The 21355-nt window shown below is 69.8% G+C and carries 27 protein-coding genes; 15 read left to right on the top strand and 12 right to left on the bottom strand.

The annotated features are described in order from the left end of the window. Nucleotides 1-238: 238 nt before the first annotated feature. The 3 genes from ACIRG6_RS27140 to ACIRG6_RS27130 are packed head-to-tail and all read left to right on the top strand — an operon-like array spanning nucleotide 239 to nucleotide 2660. Nucleotides 239-1042 (top strand): alpha/beta fold hydrolase, encoded by an 804-nt coding sequence (locus ACIRG6_RS27140; protein ID WP_364683564.1) that lies wholly within the window; start codon nucleotides 239-241, stop codon nucleotides 1040-1042. Next, nucleotides 1042-2328 (top strand): PP2C family protein-serine/threonine phosphatase, encoded by a 1287-nt coding sequence (locus tag ACIRG6_RS27135; protein ID WP_403324850.1) that lies wholly within the window; start codon nucleotides 1042-1044, stop codon nucleotides 2326-2328. The genes ACIRG6_RS27140 and ACIRG6_RS27135 overlap by 1 nt, the downstream gene beginning before the upstream one ends. After that, the gene (locus ACIRG6_RS27130) at nucleotides 2325-2660 is read left to right on the top strand and encodes an STAS domain-containing protein (protein ID WP_318216111.1); all 336 of its coding nucleotides are present in this window, start codon (nucleotides 2325-2327) and stop codon (nucleotides 2658-2660) included. The genes ACIRG6_RS27135 and ACIRG6_RS27130 overlap by 4 nt, the downstream gene beginning before the upstream one ends. Nucleotides 2661-2829: 169 nt before the next feature. Here the strand turns inward: ACIRG6_RS27130 and ACIRG6_RS27125 are convergent, their stop codons facing one another. Next, nucleotides 2830-3192 carry a helix-turn-helix transcriptional regulator gene (locus ACIRG6_RS27125; RefSeq protein ID WP_318216112.1) on the bottom strand — a complete coding sequence of 121 codons (363 nt, stop codon included), beginning with the start codon at nucleotides 3190-3192 and terminating at the stop codon, nucleotides 2830-2832. A 168-nt stretch (nucleotides 3193-3360) separates the two neighbouring features. Between ACIRG6_RS27125 and ACIRG6_RS27120 the strand changes: the two genes are divergently transcribed. Both ACIRG6_RS27120 and ACIRG6_RS27115 read left to right on the top strand, forming a co-directional pair. Next, a complete protein-coding gene (locus ACIRG6_RS27120; protein WP_364683569.1) occupies nucleotides 3361-3681 on the top strand; it encodes an STAS domain-containing protein in 321 nt (106 codons plus the stop codon). Between the two features lie 426 nt (nucleotides 3682-4107). Continuing rightward, nucleotides 4108-4494: a DUF6281 family protein gene (locus tag ACIRG6_RS27115; RefSeq protein ID WP_403324849.1), complete on the top strand. Its 387-nt coding sequence runs from the start codon at nucleotides 4108-4110 to the stop codon at nucleotides 4492-4494. Between the two features lie 75 nt (nucleotides 4495-4569). Here the strand turns inward: ACIRG6_RS27115 and ACIRG6_RS27110 are convergent, their stop codons facing one another. Continuing rightward, complete coding sequence (locus tag ACIRG6_RS27110) at nucleotides 4570-5271, bottom strand: 2-phosphosulfolactate phosphatase (RefSeq protein WP_403324848.1); 702 nt, start codon at nucleotides 5269-5271, stop codon at nucleotides 4570-4572. A gap of 95 nt (nucleotides 5272-5366) precedes the next feature. Beyond that, nucleotides 5367-6611 (bottom strand): threonine--tRNA ligase, encoded by a 1245-nt coding sequence (gene thrS / locus ACIRG6_RS27105; protein ID WP_403324870.1) that lies wholly within the window; start codon nucleotides 6609-6611, stop codon nucleotides 5367-5369. A gap of 423 nt (nucleotides 6612-7034) precedes the next feature. Between thrS and ACIRG6_RS27100 the strand changes: the two genes are divergently transcribed. Then, entirely contained in the window at nucleotides 7035-7517 is a 483-nt protein-coding gene (locus ACIRG6_RS27100) for an Asp23/Gls24 family envelope stress response protein (RefSeq protein ID WP_350718619.1), read from the top strand. 45 nt (nucleotides 7518-7562) lie between these two features. Further along, the gene (locus ACIRG6_RS27095) at nucleotides 7563-7916 is read left to right on the top strand and encodes a VOC family protein (RefSeq protein ID WP_365022091.1); all 354 of its coding nucleotides are present in this window, start codon (nucleotides 7563-7565) and stop codon (nucleotides 7914-7916) included. Between the two features lie 18 nt (nucleotides 7917-7934). On the opposite strand, the gene ACIRG6_RS27090 is transcribed toward ACIRG6_RS27095, so the two are convergent. Further along, the gene (locus ACIRG6_RS27090; protein ID WP_403324847.1) at nucleotides 7935-8831 is read right to left on the bottom strand and encodes a SigB/SigF/SigG family RNA polymerase sigma factor; all 897 of its coding nucleotides are present in this window, start codon (nucleotides 8829-8831) and stop codon (nucleotides 7935-7937) included. Between the two features lie 250 nt (nucleotides 8832-9081). Here ACIRG6_RS27090 and ACIRG6_RS27085 point away from each other — a divergent pair, with 250 nt between their 5' ends. From ACIRG6_RS27085 to ACIRG6_RS27065, 5 genes are all read left to right on the top strand, one after another. Then, nucleotides 9082-9321: an XRE family transcriptional regulator gene (locus ACIRG6_RS27085; RefSeq protein WP_381694880.1), complete on the top strand. Its 240-nt coding sequence runs from the start codon at nucleotides 9082-9084 to the stop codon at nucleotides 9319-9321. Nucleotides 9322-9485: 164 nt separating this feature from the next. Continuing rightward, on the top strand, nucleotides 9486-10436 hold the full coding sequence (locus tag ACIRG6_RS27080) for an SDR family NAD(P)-dependent oxidoreductase (RefSeq protein WP_403324846.1): 951 nt from the start codon (nucleotides 9486-9488) through the stop codon (nucleotides 10434-10436). A gap of 274 nt (nucleotides 10437-10710) precedes the next feature. Then, on the top strand, nucleotides 10711-11553 hold the full coding sequence (locus ACIRG6_RS27075) for an alpha/beta fold hydrolase (RefSeq protein WP_403324845.1): 843 nt from the start codon (nucleotides 10711-10713) through the stop codon (nucleotides 11551-11553). A gap of 89 nt (nucleotides 11554-11642) precedes the next feature. Then, a complete protein-coding gene (locus tag ACIRG6_RS27070; protein ID WP_403324844.1) occupies nucleotides 11643-11888 on the top strand; it encodes a hypothetical protein in 246 nt (81 codons plus the stop codon). After that, entirely contained in the window at nucleotides 11888-12265 is a 378-nt protein-coding gene (locus ACIRG6_RS27065) for a fic family toxin-antitoxin system, toxin component (RefSeq protein WP_318216122.1), read from the top strand. The genes ACIRG6_RS27070 and ACIRG6_RS27065 overlap by 1 nt, the downstream gene beginning before the upstream one ends. 97 nt (nucleotides 12266-12362) lie before the next feature. Here ACIRG6_RS27065 and ACIRG6_RS27060 read toward each other — a convergent pair whose 3' ends face one another. Continuing rightward, on the bottom strand, nucleotides 12363-12749 hold the full coding sequence (locus tag ACIRG6_RS27060) for an ATP-binding protein (RefSeq protein ID WP_364823947.1): 387 nt from the start codon (nucleotides 12747-12749) through the stop codon (nucleotides 12363-12365). A 509-nt stretch (nucleotides 12750-13258) separates the two neighbouring features. Here ACIRG6_RS27060 and arr point away from each other — a divergent pair. After that, entirely contained in the window at nucleotides 13259-13669 is a 411-nt protein-coding gene (arr, locus tag ACIRG6_RS27055; RefSeq protein ID WP_350718635.1) for an NAD(+)--rifampin ADP-ribosyltransferase, read from the top strand. Between the two features lie 212 nt (nucleotides 13670-13881). Here the strand turns inward: arr and ACIRG6_RS27050 are convergent, their stop codons facing one another. The 3 genes from ACIRG6_RS27050 to ACIRG6_RS27040 all read right to left on the bottom strand — a co-directional run bounded on the left by ACIRG6_RS27050 (nucleotide 13882) and on the right by ACIRG6_RS27040 (nucleotide 15647). Beyond that, nucleotides 13882-14547 carry an MSMEG_1061 family FMN-dependent PPOX-type flavoprotein gene (locus tag ACIRG6_RS27050; protein ID WP_403324843.1) on the bottom strand — a complete coding sequence of 222 codons (666 nt, stop codon included), beginning with the start codon at nucleotides 14545-14547 and terminating at the stop codon, nucleotides 13882-13884. Between the two features lie 146 nt (nucleotides 14548-14693). Further along, nucleotides 14694-15053, bottom strand: coding sequence for a DoxX family protein (locus ACIRG6_RS27045; RefSeq protein WP_403324842.1), 360 nt, complete (start codon nucleotides 15051-15053; stop codon nucleotides 14694-14696). Nucleotides 15054-15152: 99 nt separating this feature from the next. Further along, nucleotides 15153-15647 carry a cupin domain-containing protein gene (locus ACIRG6_RS27040; protein WP_403324841.1) on the bottom strand — a complete coding sequence of 165 codons (495 nt, stop codon included), beginning with the start codon at nucleotides 15645-15647 and terminating at the stop codon, nucleotides 15153-15155. Nucleotides 15648-15728: 81 nt separating this feature from the next. Here ACIRG6_RS27040 and ACIRG6_RS27035 point away from each other — a divergent pair, with 81 nt between their 5' ends. After that, a complete protein-coding gene (locus ACIRG6_RS27035; protein ID WP_403324840.1) occupies nucleotides 15729-16580 on the top strand; it encodes a LysR family transcriptional regulator in 852 nt (283 codons plus the stop codon). A 224-nt stretch (nucleotides 16581-16804) separates the two neighbouring features. Here ACIRG6_RS27035 and ACIRG6_RS27030 read toward each other — a convergent pair whose 3' ends face one another. The 3 genes from ACIRG6_RS27030 to ACIRG6_RS27020 form a co-directional block, all read right to left on the bottom strand. Then, a complete protein-coding gene (locus ACIRG6_RS27030) occupies nucleotides 16805-17449 on the bottom strand; it encodes a dihydrofolate reductase family protein (protein WP_403324839.1) in 645 nt (214 codons plus the stop codon). Between the two features lie 247 nt (nucleotides 17450-17696). Further along, complete coding sequence (locus ACIRG6_RS27025; protein WP_403324838.1) at nucleotides 17697-18017, bottom strand: hypothetical protein; 321 nt, start codon at nucleotides 18015-18017, stop codon at nucleotides 17697-17699. A gap of 601 nt (nucleotides 18018-18618) precedes the next feature. Further along, entirely contained in the window at nucleotides 18619-19209 is a 591-nt protein-coding gene (locus ACIRG6_RS27020; protein WP_403324837.1) for a TetR/AcrR family transcriptional regulator, read from the bottom strand. Between the two features lie 69 nt (nucleotides 19210-19278). On the opposite strand from ACIRG6_RS27020, the gene ACIRG6_RS27015 reads away from it, so the two are divergent. Continuing rightward, a complete protein-coding gene (locus tag ACIRG6_RS27015) occupies nucleotides 19279-20172 on the top strand; it encodes an NADP-dependent oxidoreductase (protein WP_403324836.1) in 894 nt (297 codons plus the stop codon). Between the two features lie 302 nt (nucleotides 20173-20474). On the opposite strand, the gene ACIRG6_RS27010 is transcribed toward ACIRG6_RS27015, so the two are convergent. Next, complete coding sequence (locus tag ACIRG6_RS27010; protein ID WP_403324835.1) at nucleotides 20475-21224, bottom strand: SDR family NAD(P)-dependent oxidoreductase; 750 nt, start codon at nucleotides 21222-21224, stop codon at nucleotides 20475-20477. Nucleotides 21225-21355: the final 131 nt, after the last annotated feature.

Below are 21355 nucleotides of genomic sequence, written 5' to 3'. Positions count from 1 at the left end.
CCCAAAGCGGCCATGCCGACTGAAGGTCACGGCAGGACGGCGGTGTGCGCGAAGGTCCTCGCCGCGGTCGTTCTCCTTGCCCTCATGCCCCGAGTGATCTATCTCATGGTCTTTTTCCAGGAATCGGGAGCACTCGCTTGGTGAGTGCGCCTTCCGCTGTTCTCAGCGCGATGCCACCGACGCCGCCGCCGATCGGGCCGGTGCGGGAGCAGTGGGCGCGGGCTGAGAGAGTGACGCGGTGGATATCGAGCGCAGGAACCATGTGACGGTCACGGGCAACCCCCTGGGCCGCACGGTAGTGCTGGCGCACGGCTTCGGTTGCGACCAGAACATGTGGCGGCTGACGGTGCCCGCCCTGGTGGAGGACTACCGGGTGGTGCTGTTCGACTACGTGGGCTCCGGTCGCTCCGACCCGGCCGCGTTCTCGCCGGACCGTTACGCCTCGCTGGAGGGATACGCCCAGGACGCCGTGGAGGTGTGCGAGGCCCTCGATCTGCGTGACGCCGTGTTCGTGGGGCACTCGGTGAGCGCGATGATCGGAGTGCTGGCCGCCGGGAGGGCTCCGGAGCGGATCGGGGCGTTGGTGATGGTCGCTCCGTCCCCGCGCTACATCGACGACGACGGCTACCGGGGCGGGTTCAGTGCCGACGACATCGACGAGCTGCTGGCGTCCCTGGAGGCCAACTACCTGGGCTGGTCGGCGGCCATGGCACCGGCCATCATGGGCAACGCGGACCGTCCGGAGCTCGGCGAGGAACTGAAGAACAGCTTCTGCGCCACGGACCCGGACATGGCGGCGGTCTTCGCGCGGACCACGTTCCTCTCGGACTCGCGCGACGACCTGAAGGGCGTGACGGTACCGACGCTGGTGCTGGAGTGCACCCAGGACGTGATAGCCCCCCGGGAGGTCGGTGCCTTCGTCCACCGGACGATCCCCGGCTCCCGGCTGGTCACGCTCGACGCCACGGGGCACTGCCCGCACCTGTCCGCGCCCGAGGCCACCAACGAGGCGATCACCGCATTCCTGGCGCGCCTGAAGTGATGTGCCGCACCGGGCAGCAGCCCGACCCGTACGAGCCGGACAACGAGAAGGCACCCGACGCGGCATTCGCCGCGCTGCTGGAGGACAGCGCCGAAGAACTCTACGAGAGCGCACCGTGCGGATACCTGTCCACGCTGATGGACGGCACCATCGCCAAGATCAACTCCACGCTGCTGGACTGGCTCGGCCTGGAGCGGCAGGCAGTGGTGGGCCGGATGCGGTTCACCGACCTGCTGACCGTGGGCGGCAAGCTCTATCACGAGACGCACTTCGCGCCCCTGCTGCGGATGCAGGGCAAGATCAGCGGCATCGCCCTGGAGGTCAAACAGGCGGACGGCGGCCGCATACCGGTACTGGTCTCCTCCGCCGTCAAGCGGGGCGGCACCGGCGAGCCCCTGCTGATCCGGACCACCGTCTTCGACGCCCGGGACCGCCGCGCCTACGAAGAGGAACTCCTGCGAGCCCGGAAGGCGGCGGAGGAGGCACGCAAAGAGGCGGAGGCCGACCGGGCCCGGCTCCAGGACGCGCTGGCCGTGCTCCAGCAGTCGCTGCTTCCGGCCACCCTCACTCCTGTGCCGGGAATGGAGGCGGCCGTGCACTACCGCGCCGCGTCCCCCGACCGGCTGGGCGGCGACTTCTACGATCTCTTCCCGCTCGACGGCAGGCGCTTCGCCTTCTTCCTCGGTGACGTGTGCGGCAAGGGCCCGCAGGCCGCCGCGGTCACCTCGCTGACCCGCTACACCCTGCGCGCCGCAGCCCTGCACGACCCGGAACCCGTCTCCGCCCTGACGACCCTCAACAAGGTGCTCCACGAGCGTTACACGGGCGGCGATCCGCGCTACTGCACCGTCATCTACGGCATCCTCGACACCGACCCCGCCACCGGGCGGGTCACCGTCCGCATCGCCTCGGGCGGACATCCCCCGGCCGTTGTGCTGCGCGCGGACGGCACAGCCGAGTTCCTGCCCACCCCCGGTGGCCTCCTCGTCGGCGTCCTGCCCGACGCGGCCTTCGCCACCGCCACGACCGTCCTCGGCGACGGCGACACCCTGCTGCTGTACACCGACGGTCTCACCGAAGCCCGCACCGGCGGCGACCGCGCCATGCTCTTCGGGGACGACGCCCTGCTCGAATTCGCCACGCGTCAGGCCGGCAGGTCCCCCCAGGCCTTGATCCAGGCTCTGACCGGTCTCCTCGACGACTTCGGCGACGGTCTCGACGACGACACCGCCTTGCTCGCCCTCGGCGTCCCCGCCTCCGACCCTCAGACGAGAACAAGCGCATGAGCCCGCTGAAGATCACCACCCGAGATGTCCCCACCGGCCCCGTTCTCGAGATCCTCGGAGACCTCGACTACGAGACGGCCGGCCGCCTGCGCGAACTGCTCCCCGGGCTCGTCCTCCGGCCGGGGCAGCGCCTCGTCCTGGACCTGGCCGGCTTGACGTTCTGCGACTCCAGCGGCATCACGGCCCTGATCGTCGTCCGCAACCACGCCCAGGCCGCGCAGGCCGACGTCGCGCTCGCCGCGGTCCCCGACCACACCCTGCGCGTACTGCGCATCGTCGGCCTCGACCAGATCTTCGCCCTGCTGCCCGACAGCCCGGCCGCTCAGCCCTGAAAGACACAGGCGTGAGGCCGCTCCGGGTGGGTAGTCACGCGCAGGCGGGGAAGGGCTGCGACACCTGGGGAGGTCGAAGCGGCCCTTCCCTTTCCGCCGCCGTGACCGGCGCGGAGCGGGCATGGTACCCGTCGAAGACGTAGACGCACGACGTGTATCGGGTCTGCCTCTACCGTCCTCCGCCGGAATCGACCAGGCGGGACGAGTGGACACCGGACTTCCGTCCGCGGTCGGTCTCGTCCTGGACGAGCAGGGAGAGCAGCGCGGCCACCGTCAGGCCGGCTTCCGCCGGGTGACGCAGAACCTTCTCCGGCTCGATGCGATAGGTGTTCGTGCGCCCGTCGCGGGTGTGGGAGAGATAGCCGTCCTGCTCCAGATCGGAGATGATCCGCTGGACGGCGCGCTCGGTGAGCCGGCAGTGGGCGGCGATGTCGCGGATCCGGACGTTCGGATTGTCGGCGATGGCCGCCAGCACGCGCGCGTGGTTCGTGACGAACGTCCATCCGGTGTGAGATCCAGGAACTTCAACCATGCTCAGCATTTTAGGGACCGTCTTTGCCTGACGCCTAATACATGACATACTTTTCGCGCAACAGGTGACAGTATTTGGCGGGGGAGACACAGGAGGGTCCCGCAGGTGTCTACGGATGAAGCGGTCAAAGGGGGCTCGAGCGACACCCACGGGAGTCGGCTGCAGGCCATGGACCAGACCATGGTGGTCCAGTACGAGTGGTGCGGTGCCTGGGTCGTCGGCGCACGAGGCGCATACGACATGAACTCGATCACGTCCCTGGCGGACGCGTTGGACACCGCCGCCAAGCAGCATCCGAAGGTCGTTCTGGACGCCTCCGGCATCACCTTCGCGGACTCGACGCTGCTCAATCTGCTGATCCACACCCACCAAGCGGCCGACTTCCGTGTGGCCGCGCCGCCGCAGCAGGTGACCCGTCTCCTGGAACTCACCGGAGTGGACACCGTCCTGAAGGTGCGACCGACGGTGGAAGAAGCGGCGGTCTGCTGAGGCGCCAAGGCGCGGGTCGTCGCGGGGAGACGCGGGATGCCCTGGGGGAGTCCTAACCGGGCCACCCCTGGGGCGTCTGCGCCGAGGTGCGGGGCCGGCCGGGATGCCGAGTACGGCTGGTTCCGGACGACGGCACGCTCGACCCCCGGCTGTCGGAGGACGCGGAGATCCGTCCTCCAACGGTCCTGATCTGATCTACCTGGTCGCCCTGGTGCTCGACATCCTTGCCGAGGGCCGCATGCGGGTCACCTGGGCGTGACATCGGCGTCCGCCGCGTCGGAAGCGCCACGGTGGCGTGGGGGAGCGGATGCGCCGGGCGAACGAACAAGCCGCTCCAGCCGATCGAACGTTCACGGCGTCCTCCCCGTCCTCCTCATGAGGTCGGACACGACGGCGGGCTGAAGGCCCGCCGGTGAGGAGGTTCTGATGAGCTGGGTCGGACGGTCCATGGCGCTGGCGGCCGTGATGGTGTCGGCGGTCGCGTGCACGGCGGACAGCCGCGGCGACGGTGAGGCGTTGGGATCCTGTGCATTCCGGATCCTGTACCAGGACCGAACCTACCGGGACGTCGCGAACGTGGAATTCACCGTCGGTGCGAAGCTCGGCGTCGTCACCGAGCCGCCCTGCGACGACACCGGCGGCCGGGAGGAAACCGAGGATTCGGGGACGATGGGGACTGCCTATGAAGTCACCGGCATCTCCCCCCAGGTGGCCATCGCAGTCGGTGATACACCCGGCGAAGCGAAGTTCGTCGCCGCCTACTCCGGTACGGAGCTTCCACCGGAGGTGAAGAGGCTCATCGACGGCTCATGAATGAGGGTGGCCCGTTCGAAGGCCCCCGTGTCCGTGGAGTCCGACTGCTGAACCGTCGGCCGGTGGGCCTCTCGATCAGATCGAAGGCTCATCGGCCGGCGAAGGCACCGCGCACGGGCGCAGGACCATGAGCGAGTCTTCCAGGGCCGCCACCAGGGCAAAGGGGAACCGGTCGAGCTCGAGACAGAGTGCGACGTCGTCAGGATGGACTCCCTGGCGCACACCCTGCTCCAGCTCGGCGGCGGCACGCGACGTGCCGGCGCGGCGGAGGAACCCGGCCGCGTCCGTCCCCGCCCCGGTGGCCCTCCGCGCGATGTACTGAGCGCACGCCAGATCTTCATCGGCCCGCCCGTCCTCGCCCGTGACCACGAACGTGACACTGTCGCACTGGCGCATCCGCAACAGCCGGGCCGTCGCCTCCGCCACCACGAAGCCGGCGCACAGCACCAGCGACGCCTCCTTGACCGCAAGGGCGCCGACCGTTCCTGCCGTGGTCTTCTGTACGACGGTCCGTCCGCCGAGGTCGGCAGACCGCAGCAGGCCCGGCGAGTTGACGGCGTCGAAGCCGGGTGCGGGCGCACCGTCCTTGAGCGCAACCCAATCCGGGTGGCGGGCCTTGAGAGCCAGGGCCTCGTCGAGCGACTCGGCGAGTACGATCTTCTCCGCCCCCCGGGCAAAGGCCCAGGCAGCCACCGTGAAGGCGCGCATGACGTCGACGACGACCGCCACGGACGGGGCTTCGGCCAGCTCGGCGATGCCAAGGTAACGAGCGTCCATCCGGTCATGATCGCGCACACCCGACCCGAAGACGCCGGGCAGTGATACGCATCACAAGGCGCTCCGCCCGACGCCATCACGGGGATCCCCGGCTGCTACGAGGCGGCGTCGGCCCACAGGTCGCTGCTGTGGGCCTCGACAAGATCCCTGATGCGGGTGAGCACGTCCCTGACCGGTCGGGGGCCGAGCCGGCGTCCGTCACGCAAGCGCAGGGCGACGTGATCGTCGGCATCCTCTCTGGCGCCGATGACGGCCTGGTAGGGAACCAGCCGGGCCTCTCGAACACGGGCTCCCAGGCTGCCCCGTTCCGCACCCGCGATCTCGGCACGCAGGCCGAGGCGGAGGCAGCGTCGGGCGAGGGCCTCGGCGCTCGGCAGTTGGCTGTCGGAGACGGGGAGAATCACCAGCTGAGTGGGCGCGAGCCAGGCGGGGAAGGCGCCGCCGTGCTGTTCGATGAGATGGGCGACGGCACGTTCGACACTGCCGATGATGCTCCGGTGGACCATGACCGGACGGTGCTTGGCGCCGTCCGCGCCGATGTAGTGCAGGTCGAACTGCTCAGGCTGGTGGAAGTCGACCTGGACGGTGGACAGGGTCGACTCCCGGCCGGCGCCGTCGGCGACCTGGACGTCGATCTTGGGCCCGTAGAACGCCGCTTCTCCCTCGGCCGCCTCGTAGGGCAGGCCGGAGCGGTCGATGACGTCGGTCAGCAGGGCGGTGGACCGTTGCCACTTCTCGGGCGCGGCAACGTACTTGCCACCGGGGCCCGGCAGGGAGAGCCGGTAGCGAGTCGGGGTGATGCCGAGCTCCTCGTACGCCCGGCGGATCATCTCCAGCGCCGCCTGCGCCTCCCCGGCGACCTGGTCCAGGGTGCAGAAGATGTGAGCGTCGTTGAGCTGGATGGCCCGCACCCGAGTCAGCCCGCCGAGCACGCCCGAGAGTTCGGAGCGGTACATGCCTCCCAGCTCGGCCATGCGCAGGGGCAACTCCCGGTAGCTGTGGGACCGGGAGCGATAGATCACCGCATGGTGGGGGCACAGGCTCGGCCGCAGGACGACCTGGTCGCCGCCGAGTTCCATCGGGGGGAACATGTCGTCGCTGTAGTGCGACCAGTGCCCCGAGATTTCGTACAGCTCACGCTTGCCGAGGACCGGTGAGTACACGTGCCGGTACCCTGCCTGCCGCTCGGCGGCGCGGATGTACTCCTCCAGGACGTGCCGTACGGTCGCCCCGTCGGGCAGCCAGTACGGCAAGCCGGCGCCGATCAGCGGGTCGGTGTCGAACAGGCCCAGCTCACGGCCGAGCTTGCGGTGGTCATGCATGGCGGTCTCCTCGCGGATATCGGGCGAGTGACCACAAGCCGAAGCCCCGGGGCACTCACCCCGGGGCTTCGGACCAAGACATCTGTCAGCGCGCCGGGACACTCTCCGGCGTCGTCGTCACAGCAGCGCGCTTCATGCCGACGACGTTAGCAGGACGCGGCGATGTCCACAGGAGCTTTTCCTTGCCAGGGACAGGGGCGCTGATCTGCCCTGAAGGACGGGAGCCGTCGCTTGCGCTTGGCGCCTTTGCGCAGGGGGAGGCACGCTGAAGGTAGGGACAATTTCCGGGGATGATCTGGCGCTGCTCCCGGGCCGGGGGAGGAGTCGCCGGGCCCTGCGGTGACAGCGGCACCGGCATGCGTTGCCCTGGACCAGTGATCCCCTCGGCAAGCACATTTCCTGGCTTCTGTCGGAGCCTGCTGATCGAGGAGGTGGCCATCCATGACGGAGGCAACCAGCGCAGCCAAGGCCGGGTCGCGAGACTCGGGCGCGACAACCTTGCAGGGCACTCCCGGAGCGGGTGCGGCTCCGGCGACGCGGGGCAGGACGACCATCGCGGACGGAGTGGTGGCGAAGATCGCCGGGATGGCGGCACGGGAGGTGCCGGGCATCCATGAGCTGGGAGGCGGCCTCTCCCGCACCGTGGGAGCGGTGCGGGAGCGGGTACCCGGCGGACGCGCGGCCGGCGTCACCCGTGGGGTCAAGGTGGAGGTCGGCGAGCTGCAGTCCGCCGTCGATCTGTCCCTCGTGGTGGAGTACGGGGTGGCCATCACCGACACCGTCGCGGAGGTCCGCGAGAACGTGATCGCGGCGGTGGAGAGGATGACGAGCCTCGAGGTCGTCGAGGTCAATGTCGCGGTCACCGACGTCCACCTGCCGGACGAAGAGGAAGAGGGGCAGGCCGAATCGGTTCGCGTGCGTTAGCGATCGCAGCCCGGCCAGTACGACGACGTGGCAGAGCGGTGAGAGATGACCTTCGACACCGTATTCGCGGTCGTCCCCGGTGCGGACTTCGACGCAGCACGCGCTTGGTTCGAGCGCCTGTGGGGCCGCCCCGCCGACCGCAATCCGATGGAGGGCCTGGCGGAATGGCAGGTCACCGAAGGTGGGGCGATGCAGTTGCTGCGCGACGCCGGCCGTTCGGGGGCCGCGATGCTGACGGTAGGGGTCGATGACGTCGACCGGTACGTCGCTGTCCTCGCGCAGCGGGGCCTTGACGCCGGAGCAGTTGAGGACACTCCTGGAGGGTTCCGCATCGCGGCGCTCACCGACCCTGCCGGCAACGTCATCACGCTCGCCCAGGACGTCGACCCGAACCTCTGAGCTCCCGGCTTCGTGCGGCTAGCGCTGGGAGATCAGGCCGGCACGCAGTCGTGCGAGTGTACGTGCGAGCAGGCGGGAGACATGCATCTGGGAGATGCCCAGTGCGGCACCGATCTCCGCCTGGGTCAGTTCCTGGACGAACCGCAACGCCAGCATCCTCCGGTCGCGCTCCGGAAGCGCAGCGATCAGGGGTTCGAGCGCGACGAGGTCTTCGACCCTTTCCAGATCCTCGTCGTCGATGCCGATGCGAACGGCCAGAGCGTCCGTGGCCTCGTCGTCGTCGGCTGCCACGTCCAGCGACGCGGCGCTGTAGCTGTTGGCGGCGGCCAGGCCCTCGATCACGTCCTCCGCCTCCAGTCCGACGTGTTCGGCGAGCTCAGCGACCGTAGGTGGCCGTCCGAGGTCCTGCTCCAGGGCGGCGCTGGCGCTCTGCAGGGCCGAGCTCCGCTCCTGCAGACGGCGTGGGACGTGCACGGCCCAGGTGGAGTCGCGGAAGAACCGTTTGATCTCACCCATGATGGTGGGCAGGGCGAAGGTGGAGAACTCGATGCCCCGCGTGGGATCGAAGCGGTCGATGGCCTTGATCAGGCCGATGGTGCCGACCTGCAGCACGTCTTCCAGCGACTCGTCGCGCGTGCGAAGACGCCGGGCGGCGTAGCGCACCAAGGTGAGGTTCAGCTCGACAAGGGTGTTGCGTACATACGCGTATGCGAAAGTGCCTTCCTCCAGCGCGTCGAGTCGTGCGAACAGGGATGTGGACAGGGCGCGGGCATCCGCGGGCGCGACGCCTGTGACGTCGCCGAGGTGGGGAACGGAGTCAGGTCTCGCCGTCTCCGGCGAGGGTGCTGCGGTGGCCGCCCCGGAATGCCGGTTCAACGACAGGCTGTGCGAACGGTTTTGCGTCGGCCTCGTCATCGCATGCTCCGCTTCGCTCAGGCGCCCGCAGCCGGGACCGCGAACGCGACGTGACAGCCTGTTACCCAACGCAATACTTCGCATGCTTTCAGTAACTCTTGATGGCGTCTGGGCGGTCCCGGAGGGGTGAGCGCGCGATTGTCACCGCTCATTGCGGGTAACTGGGCCACCACCCTGCGTGATGAGCGGGGAGGAGTTGCCGTGGAACGCCTTCGGTATGAGAGTGCTCGAGGAGGAGCAGAAGAGACCCATGGACGATCTTTCTCAGCTGCTGCAACAGACGATGCGCCGTCGTCACCTGACGCCGCAGGCCATTGCCGACAAGACCGGCATCCGCACCCCGCGCATCCGGGCCTTCGCCGAGGACGGGGCCGTTGGGCCCATCCGCCCAACCAACGAGGAGCTCTCCGACTTGGCCGGCGCCCTCGCGCTGCCACTGTCGGCTGTCATGGCAGCCGGCCGTCGGGAGGTCGCAGCTACTGCCCTCTGAGCAGCCCTGTGCGCCTGCGCTCTGCCCCACCGGACCGGTGGGGTGTCGGAGAGCTGTCGGCGGTGAGCGTGATCTGTCGGTGGTATGTCGGTGGAGGTTGCGACCTTGGTCGGGTTGGTGCCCTTCATGAGCACGCCGCCCCAGAGCACAAGGAGCCCGTCATCGTGTCTTCCGTATCGCAGAGCCGGCCGTGGGACGTTCACCGGCTGCCGTCCGCCGAGGGCAGGAGCTTCCTGGTCACCGGGGGTAACGCCGGGATCGGCTACTTCGCCGCGGAGCAGCTCGCCGCCACCGGCGCCGTCGTCATCCTCGGCAGCAGAGACCGCGCGAAGGCCGACGCCGCCATGTCCTCGATCCGCGCGCGGGTCCCCGGCGCGCATCTGCGGCACCTTCGACTGGACCTCGCCGACCTGTCGTCCCTGAAGACCGCCGTGGACAGGCTGGACCTCGATCAACTCGACGCGGTGGTCCACAACGCAGGGGTCGCGCTCGACGACCCGCCGCGTCGAGAGACCGAGGACGGCCACGAGCTGATGTTCGGCACCAATCACCTCGGTCACTTCGCGCTGACCCAATGGCTGGCTCCCCTGCTGTCCGCGGCGCCGGCGGGCCGCATCGTGACGGTGGGAAGCTTCGCGGCGCGGTCCGAGCGACTGGACCTCGGTGATCTGCAGTCGACCCAGGACTACCGGCCCAAGCGCACCTACGGGCGATCAAAGCTGGCGCAGATGTGCTTCGGCTTCGAACTCGATCGCCGCCTGCGTGCCGTCGGCAGCACGGTGCTCAGTGTGGTGGCCCACCCCGGCGGCGCGCTGGACTCCCTCACCCCGTCCCGCCCGCCGGTAGGCGTGACAACCCCCGGCGAGCGGCTGCGCGCCTTGCCCGCCGCGCTCATGGTGCAGGGCAAGGACGCCGGAGCATGGCCCATAGTCCGTGCCGTCCTCGACTCCGAGGTACAGGGAGGGCAGCTGTGGGGGCCGAGGATCTTCGGCCTGCGTGGCAAACCGCGATGTGAGCCCGTCCCCGCGCACATGGCCGACCCGGCCGTCGCCGCTCAGCTGTGGGCGGCCAGCGGGGAACTGGTCGGTACCGATCCGCACCTCGGCTTCCGGTAGGCGCGGAGCCGTACCCGGGGCGGCCGACCATCGAGTGCGACGCATCCGCCGCACGCTTCCCGCGCGGGAGCGATGAGTTCGGGCGGCGGATCGGGTCTGCCCTCGCGTGACTCGAATCAACGCTGACATCTCGGTTTCTCTCAACGGCTCCGTCACCGGGCCCGACCTCAGCCCGGACAAGGGTCTGGGCACCGGCGACGAGGCCCCGCACACGTGGGTGTCTTCCGGCGGCCCCGACGACCGCCGGGCTGGTCGGACGTCTTCCGGTGATCCGATGACCACGGTCGACGCCCATGAGATCGCCTTGGGCATCGAGTCGTTCGGTGCCGACGACGCGCCACTCGTCCTGCTCGCGGGCGGGACGACGATGCTCTCCTGGCCCGACGCACTGTGCGAGCGCCTCGCCGCCGGCGGGCGCCGTGTGGTGCGCTACGACCTGCGCGACAGCGGGGAGTCGACGACGACGGATCCGGAGGCGCCCGCCTACACCCTGCGCGACCTCGCGGCAGACGCGGCGGCCCTTGCCGACGCGCTCGGCGGGGGGCCCGCGCACCTCGCGGCGATCGGCGTCGGCGGGATGGTCGCCCAGGTGGCCGTGCTCGACCACCCGGACTCCTTCTCCGCCCTCACCCTGGTCGGCACCCGCGCGGTCGCCCCCGGCCCGCCCGACGACGACCTCCCCGACCATGACCAGGCGACGATGAGCCGACTGTTCGGGAGTCCGATGCCCGATTGGACCGACCGCGAGTCGGTCGCCGAGTTCGCCGCCGTCTGCGCGGACATTCTCGGCGACGACCCGGTCACCGCGCGCGCGATCGCTGCGCGCATCTGGGACCGCACGCCCGGCACCGCCCCCCCGGTCCAGATGGCCAACCAGATGGGCTTGGTGTTCTCCCGGCTCGACTGCACACCCCGCTGGCGCGAGCGCCTGCCCGAGATCGAGGTCCCCACGCTCGTCGTCCACGGCCGCCGTAACCGGTTCTTCCCCGTCGGCAACGGCGAGGCGATCGCGCGCGAGATCCCCGGGGCGCGGCTGCTCGTCCTCGAGGAGGCCGCCACCGCGATCCCCGATGCGGCGGCCGAGGAGGTCGCCGAAGCGATGCGCACGCTCGGATAGAGGACGACGGGTGCCGCGCGGCCGCAACGATCGGCGCCGGAGTGCCGGACCTACCCGCGCGGCTCGGTAACACCTGTTACCATGACGGGATGGCAAAGACGCAACTGGGCGCGCGCGTGGACGAGGACATCGCGGACCTCGCGAAGAAGCGCGCCGCCGACCTGGGACTGAGCATCGGCGACTACCTCGCCCGCCTCGTGCAGGACGACGCCAGCGGCCTGCGTGCCCGCGCGGTGGACGCCGCCGCCCGCTTCCTGGCCGAACACCAGGCGGTCTTCGACGAAGCCGAGGACACCCGGCCGACGAACACGGCTCGGGGAGCACACGCGGCCTGATGGACCTGAACATCGACGTCCCCTGGATCCTGCAGGTCACCGAAGCCGCCGGAGCCAACGATCCGGCCCCCGACGACTACGGCGTTCCGCTCGCTGCGGTCGCCCGCCACCGGGCCGAGCTGTTCGAGCAGCCCGTCTACGACGGCCCCTACGCCAAGGCCGCCGCCCTGGTGCACACGCTGGGCCGCTGCCGCTGGCTGGAGCGCTCCAACCTGGCCGTCGCCGCCGCCACCGGCGTCATGTATCTCGAGGCCGCCGGGATCACCGTCAAACCCGCCCACGAGGACGCCCTCGCCCTCAAGGACGCGCTCCTGGATCCCGCCTGTACCGCCGGGAAGATCGCCGCCGTGCTGCGCAGCTGGCCCACCGCCACCTGACCAGAGGTCCGCTGCGAGGCGGCCGAGCGGCGTGGCCGGCCGTGACGTGAGCACCCGCGCAGCATCCCCGAGATGCGGCGCGGATGCCGGGCATGAGTCATGTCCCTCCCGAGGGGGCGTCCTCGGCCGCGGTGGGCGGGCGGAAACAGGCGATGACCGTCTTGCCGTCGTGACACGGCCGGGCCTCCCACTCGTCGGCCAGCGCGTCGACGAGGAACATGCCCCGCCCGCCGAGGCGTTGATCGCTCGGCGGGCGCGTTCTCGGCAGCTCGCTGGAGCCGTCCCGCACCGCGACGTGCAGACACTGGCCGTCCCACGTCATCACCAACTGCGCGTGGGAATGCGCATGGACGTGGGCGTTCGTGACCAGCTCGGAGACGGTGATCAGCACGGCATCCACTGTCTCTGGAGCGCTGTCGGTCCAGTCGAGCGTCTCCAAGTGCCCGAGCGCCCAGTCACGTGCCGCCTTCGGAGTGCTGTGCATGGGCAGCGAACGCGCCCAACCCACTGCACGTAGTGACGATTCCTCCACTGCGATTCCCCCAAGGTGATGGATACTCCCTTTCAGGTATCCCCGGAGCGCCGAATGAAGCAGCCGGGAGCGCCGAAATTACCGGCCGCTATCCAGGTGCTGCGCGGTAGCAGCCGTCCCGGTCGGTCGCATGGCCGCCGGACTTCACCAGTTGGCGCGGCCCATGAGCTGTATGCCGCCGGTGACCAGGACGCCGCGTACCAGGGCGGCGTCGATCAGGAAGGTCAGGGCGACGCCGAACCCCAGCTTCCGGAGAAGGGTGACGTCAGACGATCACCTGGTCCGGAGTTCCACCAGCCCTACCGCCCCGAACGGGGAGAAATGCCTCTGGGCCCGCCGTCCACCTTCCTGCGCGCTCCGTACGAGGCATCCCTGGCCGCACCGCGCCATCATGCGCAGGGCCCTCTGACCCCCTCACACAGAACGCCGTAAGGGGCAGCTCGCTTTGATAACCTGCGCCGATGGACAAGACGTTGGACGAGGGGCCTTTCTTTCACGGAACAAAGGCCGAGCTGCAAATCGGAGATCACCTCACCGCCGGTTTCCGTTCCAACTACCGGCCCGAAATCGTGATGAACCACGTCTACTTCACCGCCTTGCGTGACGGCGCGGGACTCGCCGCGGAACTCGCCGCCGGCGACGGAGCCCCGCGAGTGTATGTCGTCGAACCGACGGGGGAGTTCGAGAACGATCCGAACGTCACCGACAAGAAATTCCCCGGCAACCCCACCCGCTCCTATCGCAGCAGGGAACCGCTCCGGATCGTTGGTGAGATCACCGACTGGACGCGACAGACACCCGAAGCTCTCCAGATGTGGCGAGACCGGCTGGCCGCAATCCGTCAGGACGACCGCGCCGAAATCATCAACTGAAGGTTGTTCCGACACCACGCTGCGCTTTCTGTCCGGGCAGGCGCACGACGAGGGTCCCCCAACAGCACACACACCGCAGGCTGAATTTCGGGGCGGCACGAATCCCCCTCCTCGTCCGGGTTGCCGAGGCCGTAGAGGCACCCCTGCCGGAGCTGCCGGGGATGGGTGAGAAACCCCCAGGCGATGGAGAGCCGGTGGCCGAGGAGGCGGCCTCACTCGTAACGCAGGCGCAGCGACTCCCGTTCGGCCTCCTCGATCTGCTCGACGGTCAGGCCGGGCAGGTTCAGCTGGGCCAGCGTCACCTCGGCGCTGGTCGGCTGGGCGTCGGCAGGCACCCACTGCTCAGGCTGCCAGGCGTTGGCGCGCATCAGCGACTTCGGACAGTGCGGATAGACCTGCTCGGCCTGCACGACAATCGCCGCGACCGGCGGCTTGCCGACGGGAGTGAGCTGGGCGAGCAGCTCCGGCCGCGCCGAGACACAGGCGCGGCCATTGACGCGCAGCGTGGTCGGGCGGCCGGGGATGAGGAAGAGCAGACCGACGCGCCCGGTCTGCAGCACGTTGTGCACGGTGTCGAGCCGCTTGTTGCCGGTCGCGTCCGGGATCGCCAAGGTCCGCTCGTCCAGCACCGAGACGAATCCGGCCGGGCCGCCACGCGGCGTCACGTCCGCCCGGCCCTCGCCGTCCGCACTGCCGATGAACACCAGTGAGGAACAGCCGATCAGCGCCCGAGTCTCCTCGGTCAGGCGGTCGATCTCCTTGCGGAGTGCGGCCTCGTTCGGCTGCGGGTAAAGCTCCCGCAGCTCCTCCGGGCTGGTGAGGGCGTCCGCCCGGAGGGATTCGAAGAGCAGGCCGGGGGCCCCAGTGTCGATCATCATGGGGACGACCCTAGAAGACGACCGGCGCAGGGTCAGTGCGAATGAACAAGCTGCGCGCGTGACGGCCCCCGGTAGACCCGGCTGCTCGGTTCCCCGCGGGACGGTTGGCCCTGAAATCGCATCCACCGGTCGTGGGCTGTGCTCGGTCAGGGCCCCGTGGCCAGCCAGACGGTCACGGCCGCGGTGGCGGCGAGCCCGATGTTGAGCGTGATCCGGCGGTCTTCGCCGGTCAGATGGACGGCGATCGCACCGGTCTGCAGGACTACGAAGCCCACGGCCGCGGCCGGTGCCAGCGCGGGAACGATTCCGGTCAACGGCGGCAGGATCAGTCCGGTCGCGCCGAGCACTTCGACCGTGCCCAGCGCCCTGAGGGCGGGCAAGGGCACGCGGTCGACCCAGGCCATCATCGGGCGGAGCTGATCGCGGCTGCGGACCACCTTCAGCGCGCCGGAGTAGATGGAGAAGAGGGCCAGCAGCCCCGCGACGATCCAATAGGCGATGTTCATGGTTCCCGTTCATGGGCCGCCGGTTCGCGGGGCCCGTCGAGTGTGTCGATTGCCAGGGATCCCGGCAAGGCCCGGACTGTCACCGGGGCCCGGTCGGCTTCAGGTGAGGTCGGCGGCGGGTTCGGTCGCGTAGCGGCTCATCGCGTCGGCATTGGCCTGTGGCGTCAACGGCCGGCCGCCGGCGAGCACCTCCTGAAGGTCCCGGAAGTACTGCACGTACAGGTCGGGGGTGAAGGTGCTGAGCATGACGGCGGGGCGATCCGTCAGGTTGGCGAAGGTGTGCGGGGTACCGGGCGGAACCATCACGAGCGTGCCCGCGGTGGCGTCGTAGTCTTCATCCCCGACGGTGAACCTTACGGTGCCGGAGAGGATGTAGAAGCCCTCGTCGTGCTGCGCATGACGGTGCTGCGGCGGTCCCTGGGTGTGCGGGGCGAGGACGGACTCCGCGACGGCGAGGCGGTGTCCGGTGTGGCTGCCGTCCTCCAGCACGCGCATCCGCGTGGTGCCCAGAACGATCGTCTCGCCGTCGTCGGGGCCCACTACGGACAGGGCGGGTGCGGCCTGCGGCTCGCTGGTCTTCGCTTCTTCGGTCATGCTCACAAGTGCACCGCCGGGCCCCTGCCGGTGTCCAAGACCCATCCCGCGACGCCGATACCTGGACGGTATCGTCGCAGCGTGGAGCTACGGACCTTGCGCTATTTCGTGGCGGTCGCCGAGGAACTCCACTTCGGCCGGGCCGCCACCCGACTGCACATGAGCCAGCCACCGCTGAGCCGGGCGATCAAGCAGTTGGAGGCCGACGTCGGGGCCTTGCTGTTCGCCCGCTCGGCCACGGGGGTCACACTCACTCCGGTGGGGTCGGTGCTGCTCGACGAGGCGCGGGACCTGCTCGACCATGCCGACCGCGTCCGGGTTCGCGTGCGCGCGGCGGCGGGCGTCGCGACCCTCACCGTCGGCATCCTGGGCGACGGCACCGACCCTGGCGTGTCCAGGCTGGCGGCCGCCTACCGGCGCAACCACCCCGGCGTCGAGATCCGCATCCGCGACACCGACCTGACCGACCCGACGTGCGGGCTGCGTGCCGGACTGGTCGACGTCGCCCTCACCCGGGCGCCGTTCGACGAGACCGCCCTGACGGTGCGTGCGCTGCGAACCGATCCGGTCGGCGCAGTCCTGCGCGCCGACGATCCACTGGCCCGCCGCGACCTGCTGAGGCCGGCCGAGCTGGAGGACCGCCTCTGGTTCCAGTTCCCGCAGGGCACCGACCCCGTCTGGCAGTCGTACTGGAACGGGGGCAGACCGCGCGAGGGCCCCGTGGTACGCGCCGTCCAGGAATGCCTGCAGGCCGTGCTGTGGAACGGCACGGTCGGCCTGGCCCCGCTCGGACACGACCTGCCCGCGGAGCTGGCCGTGGTGCCACTGGCCGACATGGTGCCGAGCCGAGTGGTGGCGGTGTGGAACGAGGGGGACACCAACCCGTTGATCCGCTCCTTCGTCGAGATCGCGACAGCCGCGTACCGCTCCTGAGCGCTGCCGACCGGTGCCCGTGGTCGACCGGCACAGTGCCCACGGCGCCCCAAGGTTCGCCAGGGCCGAATGGACGCAGCACGCGGCGGCATCCACGAAGTTTCCCTCGGAGTCGCCGCGTGTCTGATCACCCACCGCGGTGTGCCGCCATCCGCGCACCCAGGCCCTGCCCCGCTGACTGCGCCCCCTCACAGTCGCAGCCTGAACTCGAGGGGGGCCTCGCCTCACCGTCGCCAGAACAGGTGGTGCGTCACGCCGCTCGGACTGGGCACCACCTCCAGGTGGAACCGGTCGAGCAGTTCCTCGGGGGACTCCCAGAGCCGCAGTCCGGACCCGAGCTTCAGCGGCGAGACCGCTACATGCAGGGTGTCGACGAGGCCGGCGTCGAGGAACTGCCGGATGGTGGTGACCCCGCCACCGAGTCGGACGTCCTTGCCCTGCGCCGCGTCCCGCGCACGTTCGAGGACCGTGGCCGGGTCATCGTTGACGAAGTGGAAAGTGGTGTCGGAGAGCGTGATCGACGGACGCGTGTGGTGGGTCATGACGAACACCGGAGTGCGGAACGGGGGCTCCTCCCCCCACCAGCCGCGCCATTCATGGTTCTGCCAGGGCCCCCGCTGGGGGCCGAACTTGTTGCGGCCCATGATCTCGGCACCGATGTTGCGCGCGAAGTCTCGCGTGAAGTAGTCGTCCAGCCCCCGGCTCCCCCCGGGGTCCGTGCGCATGGGCCAGCTCGCCGTGGCTCCCGCCCAGGCAAACAGCCTCTCAGGATGGTCGAAGCCGAACGGTCGCTCGAGACTCTGGTCCTCACCGGCACCGATACCGTCACTCGAGACGTTGAAGTTCATCACTCTCAGTAGTTGAGTCACGATTGTCCTCCTCAGGTCCTGTCGTGCGGCGATGCGCCGCACATCTTGACGTCGAACGGGACGCGGCCGGATCGACACCGGCCCGCAACTTTTTTCCGAGGCGTGCCAGGAAGCGGCCTCAGTGCCTGTGTGACCGACGGGGACGCAGAGGGCCGGCATGTTCGGCGCGGGGCAGCTCGGCGTACCCGGCCCGGGGCCGGGGGCCATGCGCGAACTCCTCGACCAGGCCCCGAACGCCGCTTGACGGTCAGGGCCGCTGAACGACCGTGACCGGACTGCTGCGCCGCCAGCCGTTGCGCATGCTACTCCTCGCCCCCGATACACACCCCTGAGCCGCCCCGATGAGGAGACGAGGACGTCGACCGGCGGTCGCCTCGCCGTCGCGCTTCAGCCGGGGAGGGGTGTGCACGGTTCCCCGCGGGGCAGGGGGTCCCTGCTGTGCGGCCTGCTCCAGGATCGCGGTCATCCGCGTGTCCGGCGCGAAGGGCCGGCCGGACTCGATGCCGAGCTCGGCGAGCAGGCCGAGCATCGGCTGCAGCTCTTCGACCGGCGGTTCGGCGTCGATCACCGTGTGCAGGACGCGCCAGTACTCAAGGCTGTCCTCTCAGGCCGGCGGGGTGGTGTCCACGGGCTGATCGTCGCGGTCACACCAGCGAGACTGACTCCCGCCGCCACTGACTGATCCGACATCGCCAGAGAATACCTGTGGCCAACTCCCGCCGGTCTCCCGGTTCGCCGGCCGGGTGCGGCTCGAGAGGCCCGCGCGCTGGGCGACGTCGCGGATGGTGACGCCGTTCGAACGTGCCACGGAGACCTCCTTGGGTGCCGTCCGCTGTCGCCTCACACGGCCGAACCGCAGTCGTGCGCCGACCGGGCGGCGGGCGGCTCACCTCGGCGGAACGGGCAAATAGTCCTCGATCGGACAGACCAGGGGCGGGTACAGCCGGAGCCTCGACACGCGTGGACGACCATCCGGTGCCGCTGACCCAGCTGGTCGGAACGCAGGCATCCCCACCGCGCTGCCACCATCGCCGACAGCGACCTCACTGCGGGCCGCACGATGGTGACCTTCCCCCGGACGGGCGGCCCGGTGTACGTCATCGCGGCCGCCCGCTCGGCAGCGTCCTCAACGCGTGCCGTTCCGCGCCGAGTCGCACCCCCGCGGCACGCTACGCTCCGGCCGTGCCGGAGGAGGTGACCTCCCAGGCCGCCTCGATCATCCGGAAGATCTCGTCCACCGCGGCCTTCGGATCGGCCTCCTCACGGGCCAGCGAATAGGCGTCGATCACGAATCTCGCGATCGCCCGGCAGGCCGTTGTGGTCCGTGACAGGTCGGTATCGGCGGCGATGGCCGTTGCCAGCGATTCCGCGTGGCGCAGCCTCATCGACTCCTCGTACTTCCGCAGGGCGGGTGACGCGTCGATCATGCGCCAGATCGGGGCGGCGCTGTCCGCGGTGCAGTGGTGCACCAGGGCCTGGATCTCGCGGCGCAGGGCGGGGATGAGCGGCTCGTGCGGGGCCCGGTCGGTGACCGCCCGTGTGAGGCGCTGCTCGAAGTCTTCGTCCTGCTCGAACACCAGGGCCTCTTTCGAGGCGAAGTGAGAGAAGAGCGTTGTGACGGCCACGTCGGCCTCGGCAGCCACGTCGCGGATGCCTACCGCGTCGTACCCGCGTTCCAGGAAGAGCCGCAGGGCGGCGTCAGCGATCTTCTGGCGGGTCACGGCCTTCTTGCGTTCACGGCGTCCGGTCGGCACGGTCATGCGCTCACGCTATCAGGTGCAACTCCGTAACGGATCCAAAAAGCTATCCGTTAGTGTTACGGTCGGAGCATGAAGAAAGTGATCTTCGCCGAGTTCGGCGGTCCGGACGTCCTGCACCTCATAGATGCCGACGAGCCCCACGCGGGCCGCGGCCAGATACGCATCGCCGTGCGGGCGGCGGGCGTGAACCCCGTCGACTGGCGGATCCGTGAAGGCCAGGTCCTTGGGGCCCATCCGATCGAGTTGCCCTCCGGGGTCGGGCTGGACGCCTCCGGGGTGGTGGACGAGGTCGGTGAGGGCGTCGAAGGGGTCGAGGTCGGCGACCGCGTGTTCGGTGAAGGGGCGAGTACGTATGCCGAGTTCGCCGTGCTGTCGGCCTGGGCCCGCATACCCGAGGGGCTGACGTTCGAAGAGGCGGCGGGCTATCCCTCCGTGGTGGAGACCGCGCTGCGCGTCATCCGCGAGGTCGGTGTGCAGTCCGGGCAGACGCTGCTGGTCAGCGGTGCGTCCGGGGGAGTCGGATCGGCGGTGCTGCAGATCGCCCGTGATCGCGGCATCACGGTGATCGGCACCGCTGGGGCCGCGAACCAGGAGTACCTGCGGAGCTTGGGTGCCATCGGCACGACGTACGGCGAGGGCTGGGTCGAGCGGGTGCGGGAGCTCGGCCATGTCGACGCGGCCCTCGACCTGGCCGGCTCGGGTGTGATCCGCGAGCTGGTCGAGCTGACCGGGGATGCGCAGAAGGTGATCTCCATCGCCGATCTCGGTGCGCCGGAGTTCGGTGTCCGCTTCTCCGGCGTGGCCGGGAGCGTGCCGGAAGCGCTTGCCGAAGCCGTCGGCCTCATCTCGCAGGGAAAGCTCCACATCCCGGTCGAGAAGTCGTACACGCTCGCCGAGGCCGCGGCGGCGCACATCGACAGCCGGGCCGGTCACACACGCGGGCGCCGGGTCCTGGTCGTCTGAAACCGGGCCGCCCTCACCGCTGCAGTTCCGGACGGCAGATGATGGGCGGGCGGTTCGGCCAAGGTCAGGCCGCCCGCCGGGCAGCCGCAGGGGCACCGTACTCGGCGTCGGCGACCGTCTCCGGGTCGCGGGCCACCGGCCGCGATGCCGGCCAGGCACCGCGCATGACGCGTACCGGCACCTGACGTTGCCGGCGGTCGTGACGAGGTGCGGTGTGGTGCCCTTGCCGTCGCCCGAGGGCCGCTGGCGGTGCGCGCCCCGAAGGGGGGTGTCCTTCGGGGCGCGTAGCCAGGGGCTCGGGGTCAGGCGTTGTAGCCGCCGTGGGCGTCCAGGACGGCGCCCGTGACGTACGACGCGGCGGGGCTCGCGAGGAAGGCGATCGCCGCGGCGATTTCGTCGGGGTGTCCCATGCGCTGCAGGGACAGCGAGCCGACCAGGACCTTGAGCGTCTCGGGGTCCGGCGGCTCCATGCCGCCCTCCATCAGCCCGGCCTCCACGACGTTGGCCGTGATGTTCCGGGGCCCTAGGTCGCGTGCGACGCCCATGGTGTACCTCTCGATCCCGGACTTGGTCGCCGCGTAGTCGGCAAGGCCGGGGGCGCCGACCCGGGAGCCCAGTCCAGAACTCACCGTGATGATGCGGCCGCCCGCGCGCAGCACTCGGGAGGCGGCCCGGATGACGGCGATCACGCCGAGGTAGTTGGTGGCGTGCATCCGGTCCAGTGCGGCGGTGTCGGTGTCCGGGTCGTCCACCGTGCCGGCCACGGAGATCGCCGCGTTGTTGACGAGGATGTCCAGGCCGCCGAAGTGCGCGACCACGTCGTCGATCAGCGCCGGCGCCCGACTCGTGTCCGCCTGGTCGGACTTGAAGGCGACAGCCTTCGCTCCCATTCCATGCACCTCGTCGACGACGGCCTGCGCCTGCTTCTCGGAGCTGACATAGGTGAAGGCGACGTCGGCGCCCTGCTCGGCCAGCAGTCGCACGGTCGCGGCTCCCAGTCCGCGCGACCCCCCGGTGACCAGGGCGACCTTGCCCGTGAGTGGCTTGCTCATTCTTCTCACCTCGTTGATTGACCCTTCCGATAGTCGTAACGTTAATCGTTACGACCGTCTGTTGCAACCTTCGCTGTTACGACTGTGCCGTCGTAACATAAAGCGTTGCGGTCGAGTCGAGAGGAGGGGTT

The sequence above is a fragment of the Streptomyces flaveolus genome, assembly GCF_044765825.1.
GTDB classification, from domain to species: domain Bacteria; phylum Actinomycetota; class Actinomycetes; order Streptomycetales; family Streptomycetaceae; genus Streptomyces; species Streptomyces flaveolus.
This window is presented reverse-complemented; position numbering and strand designations above follow the sequence as displayed.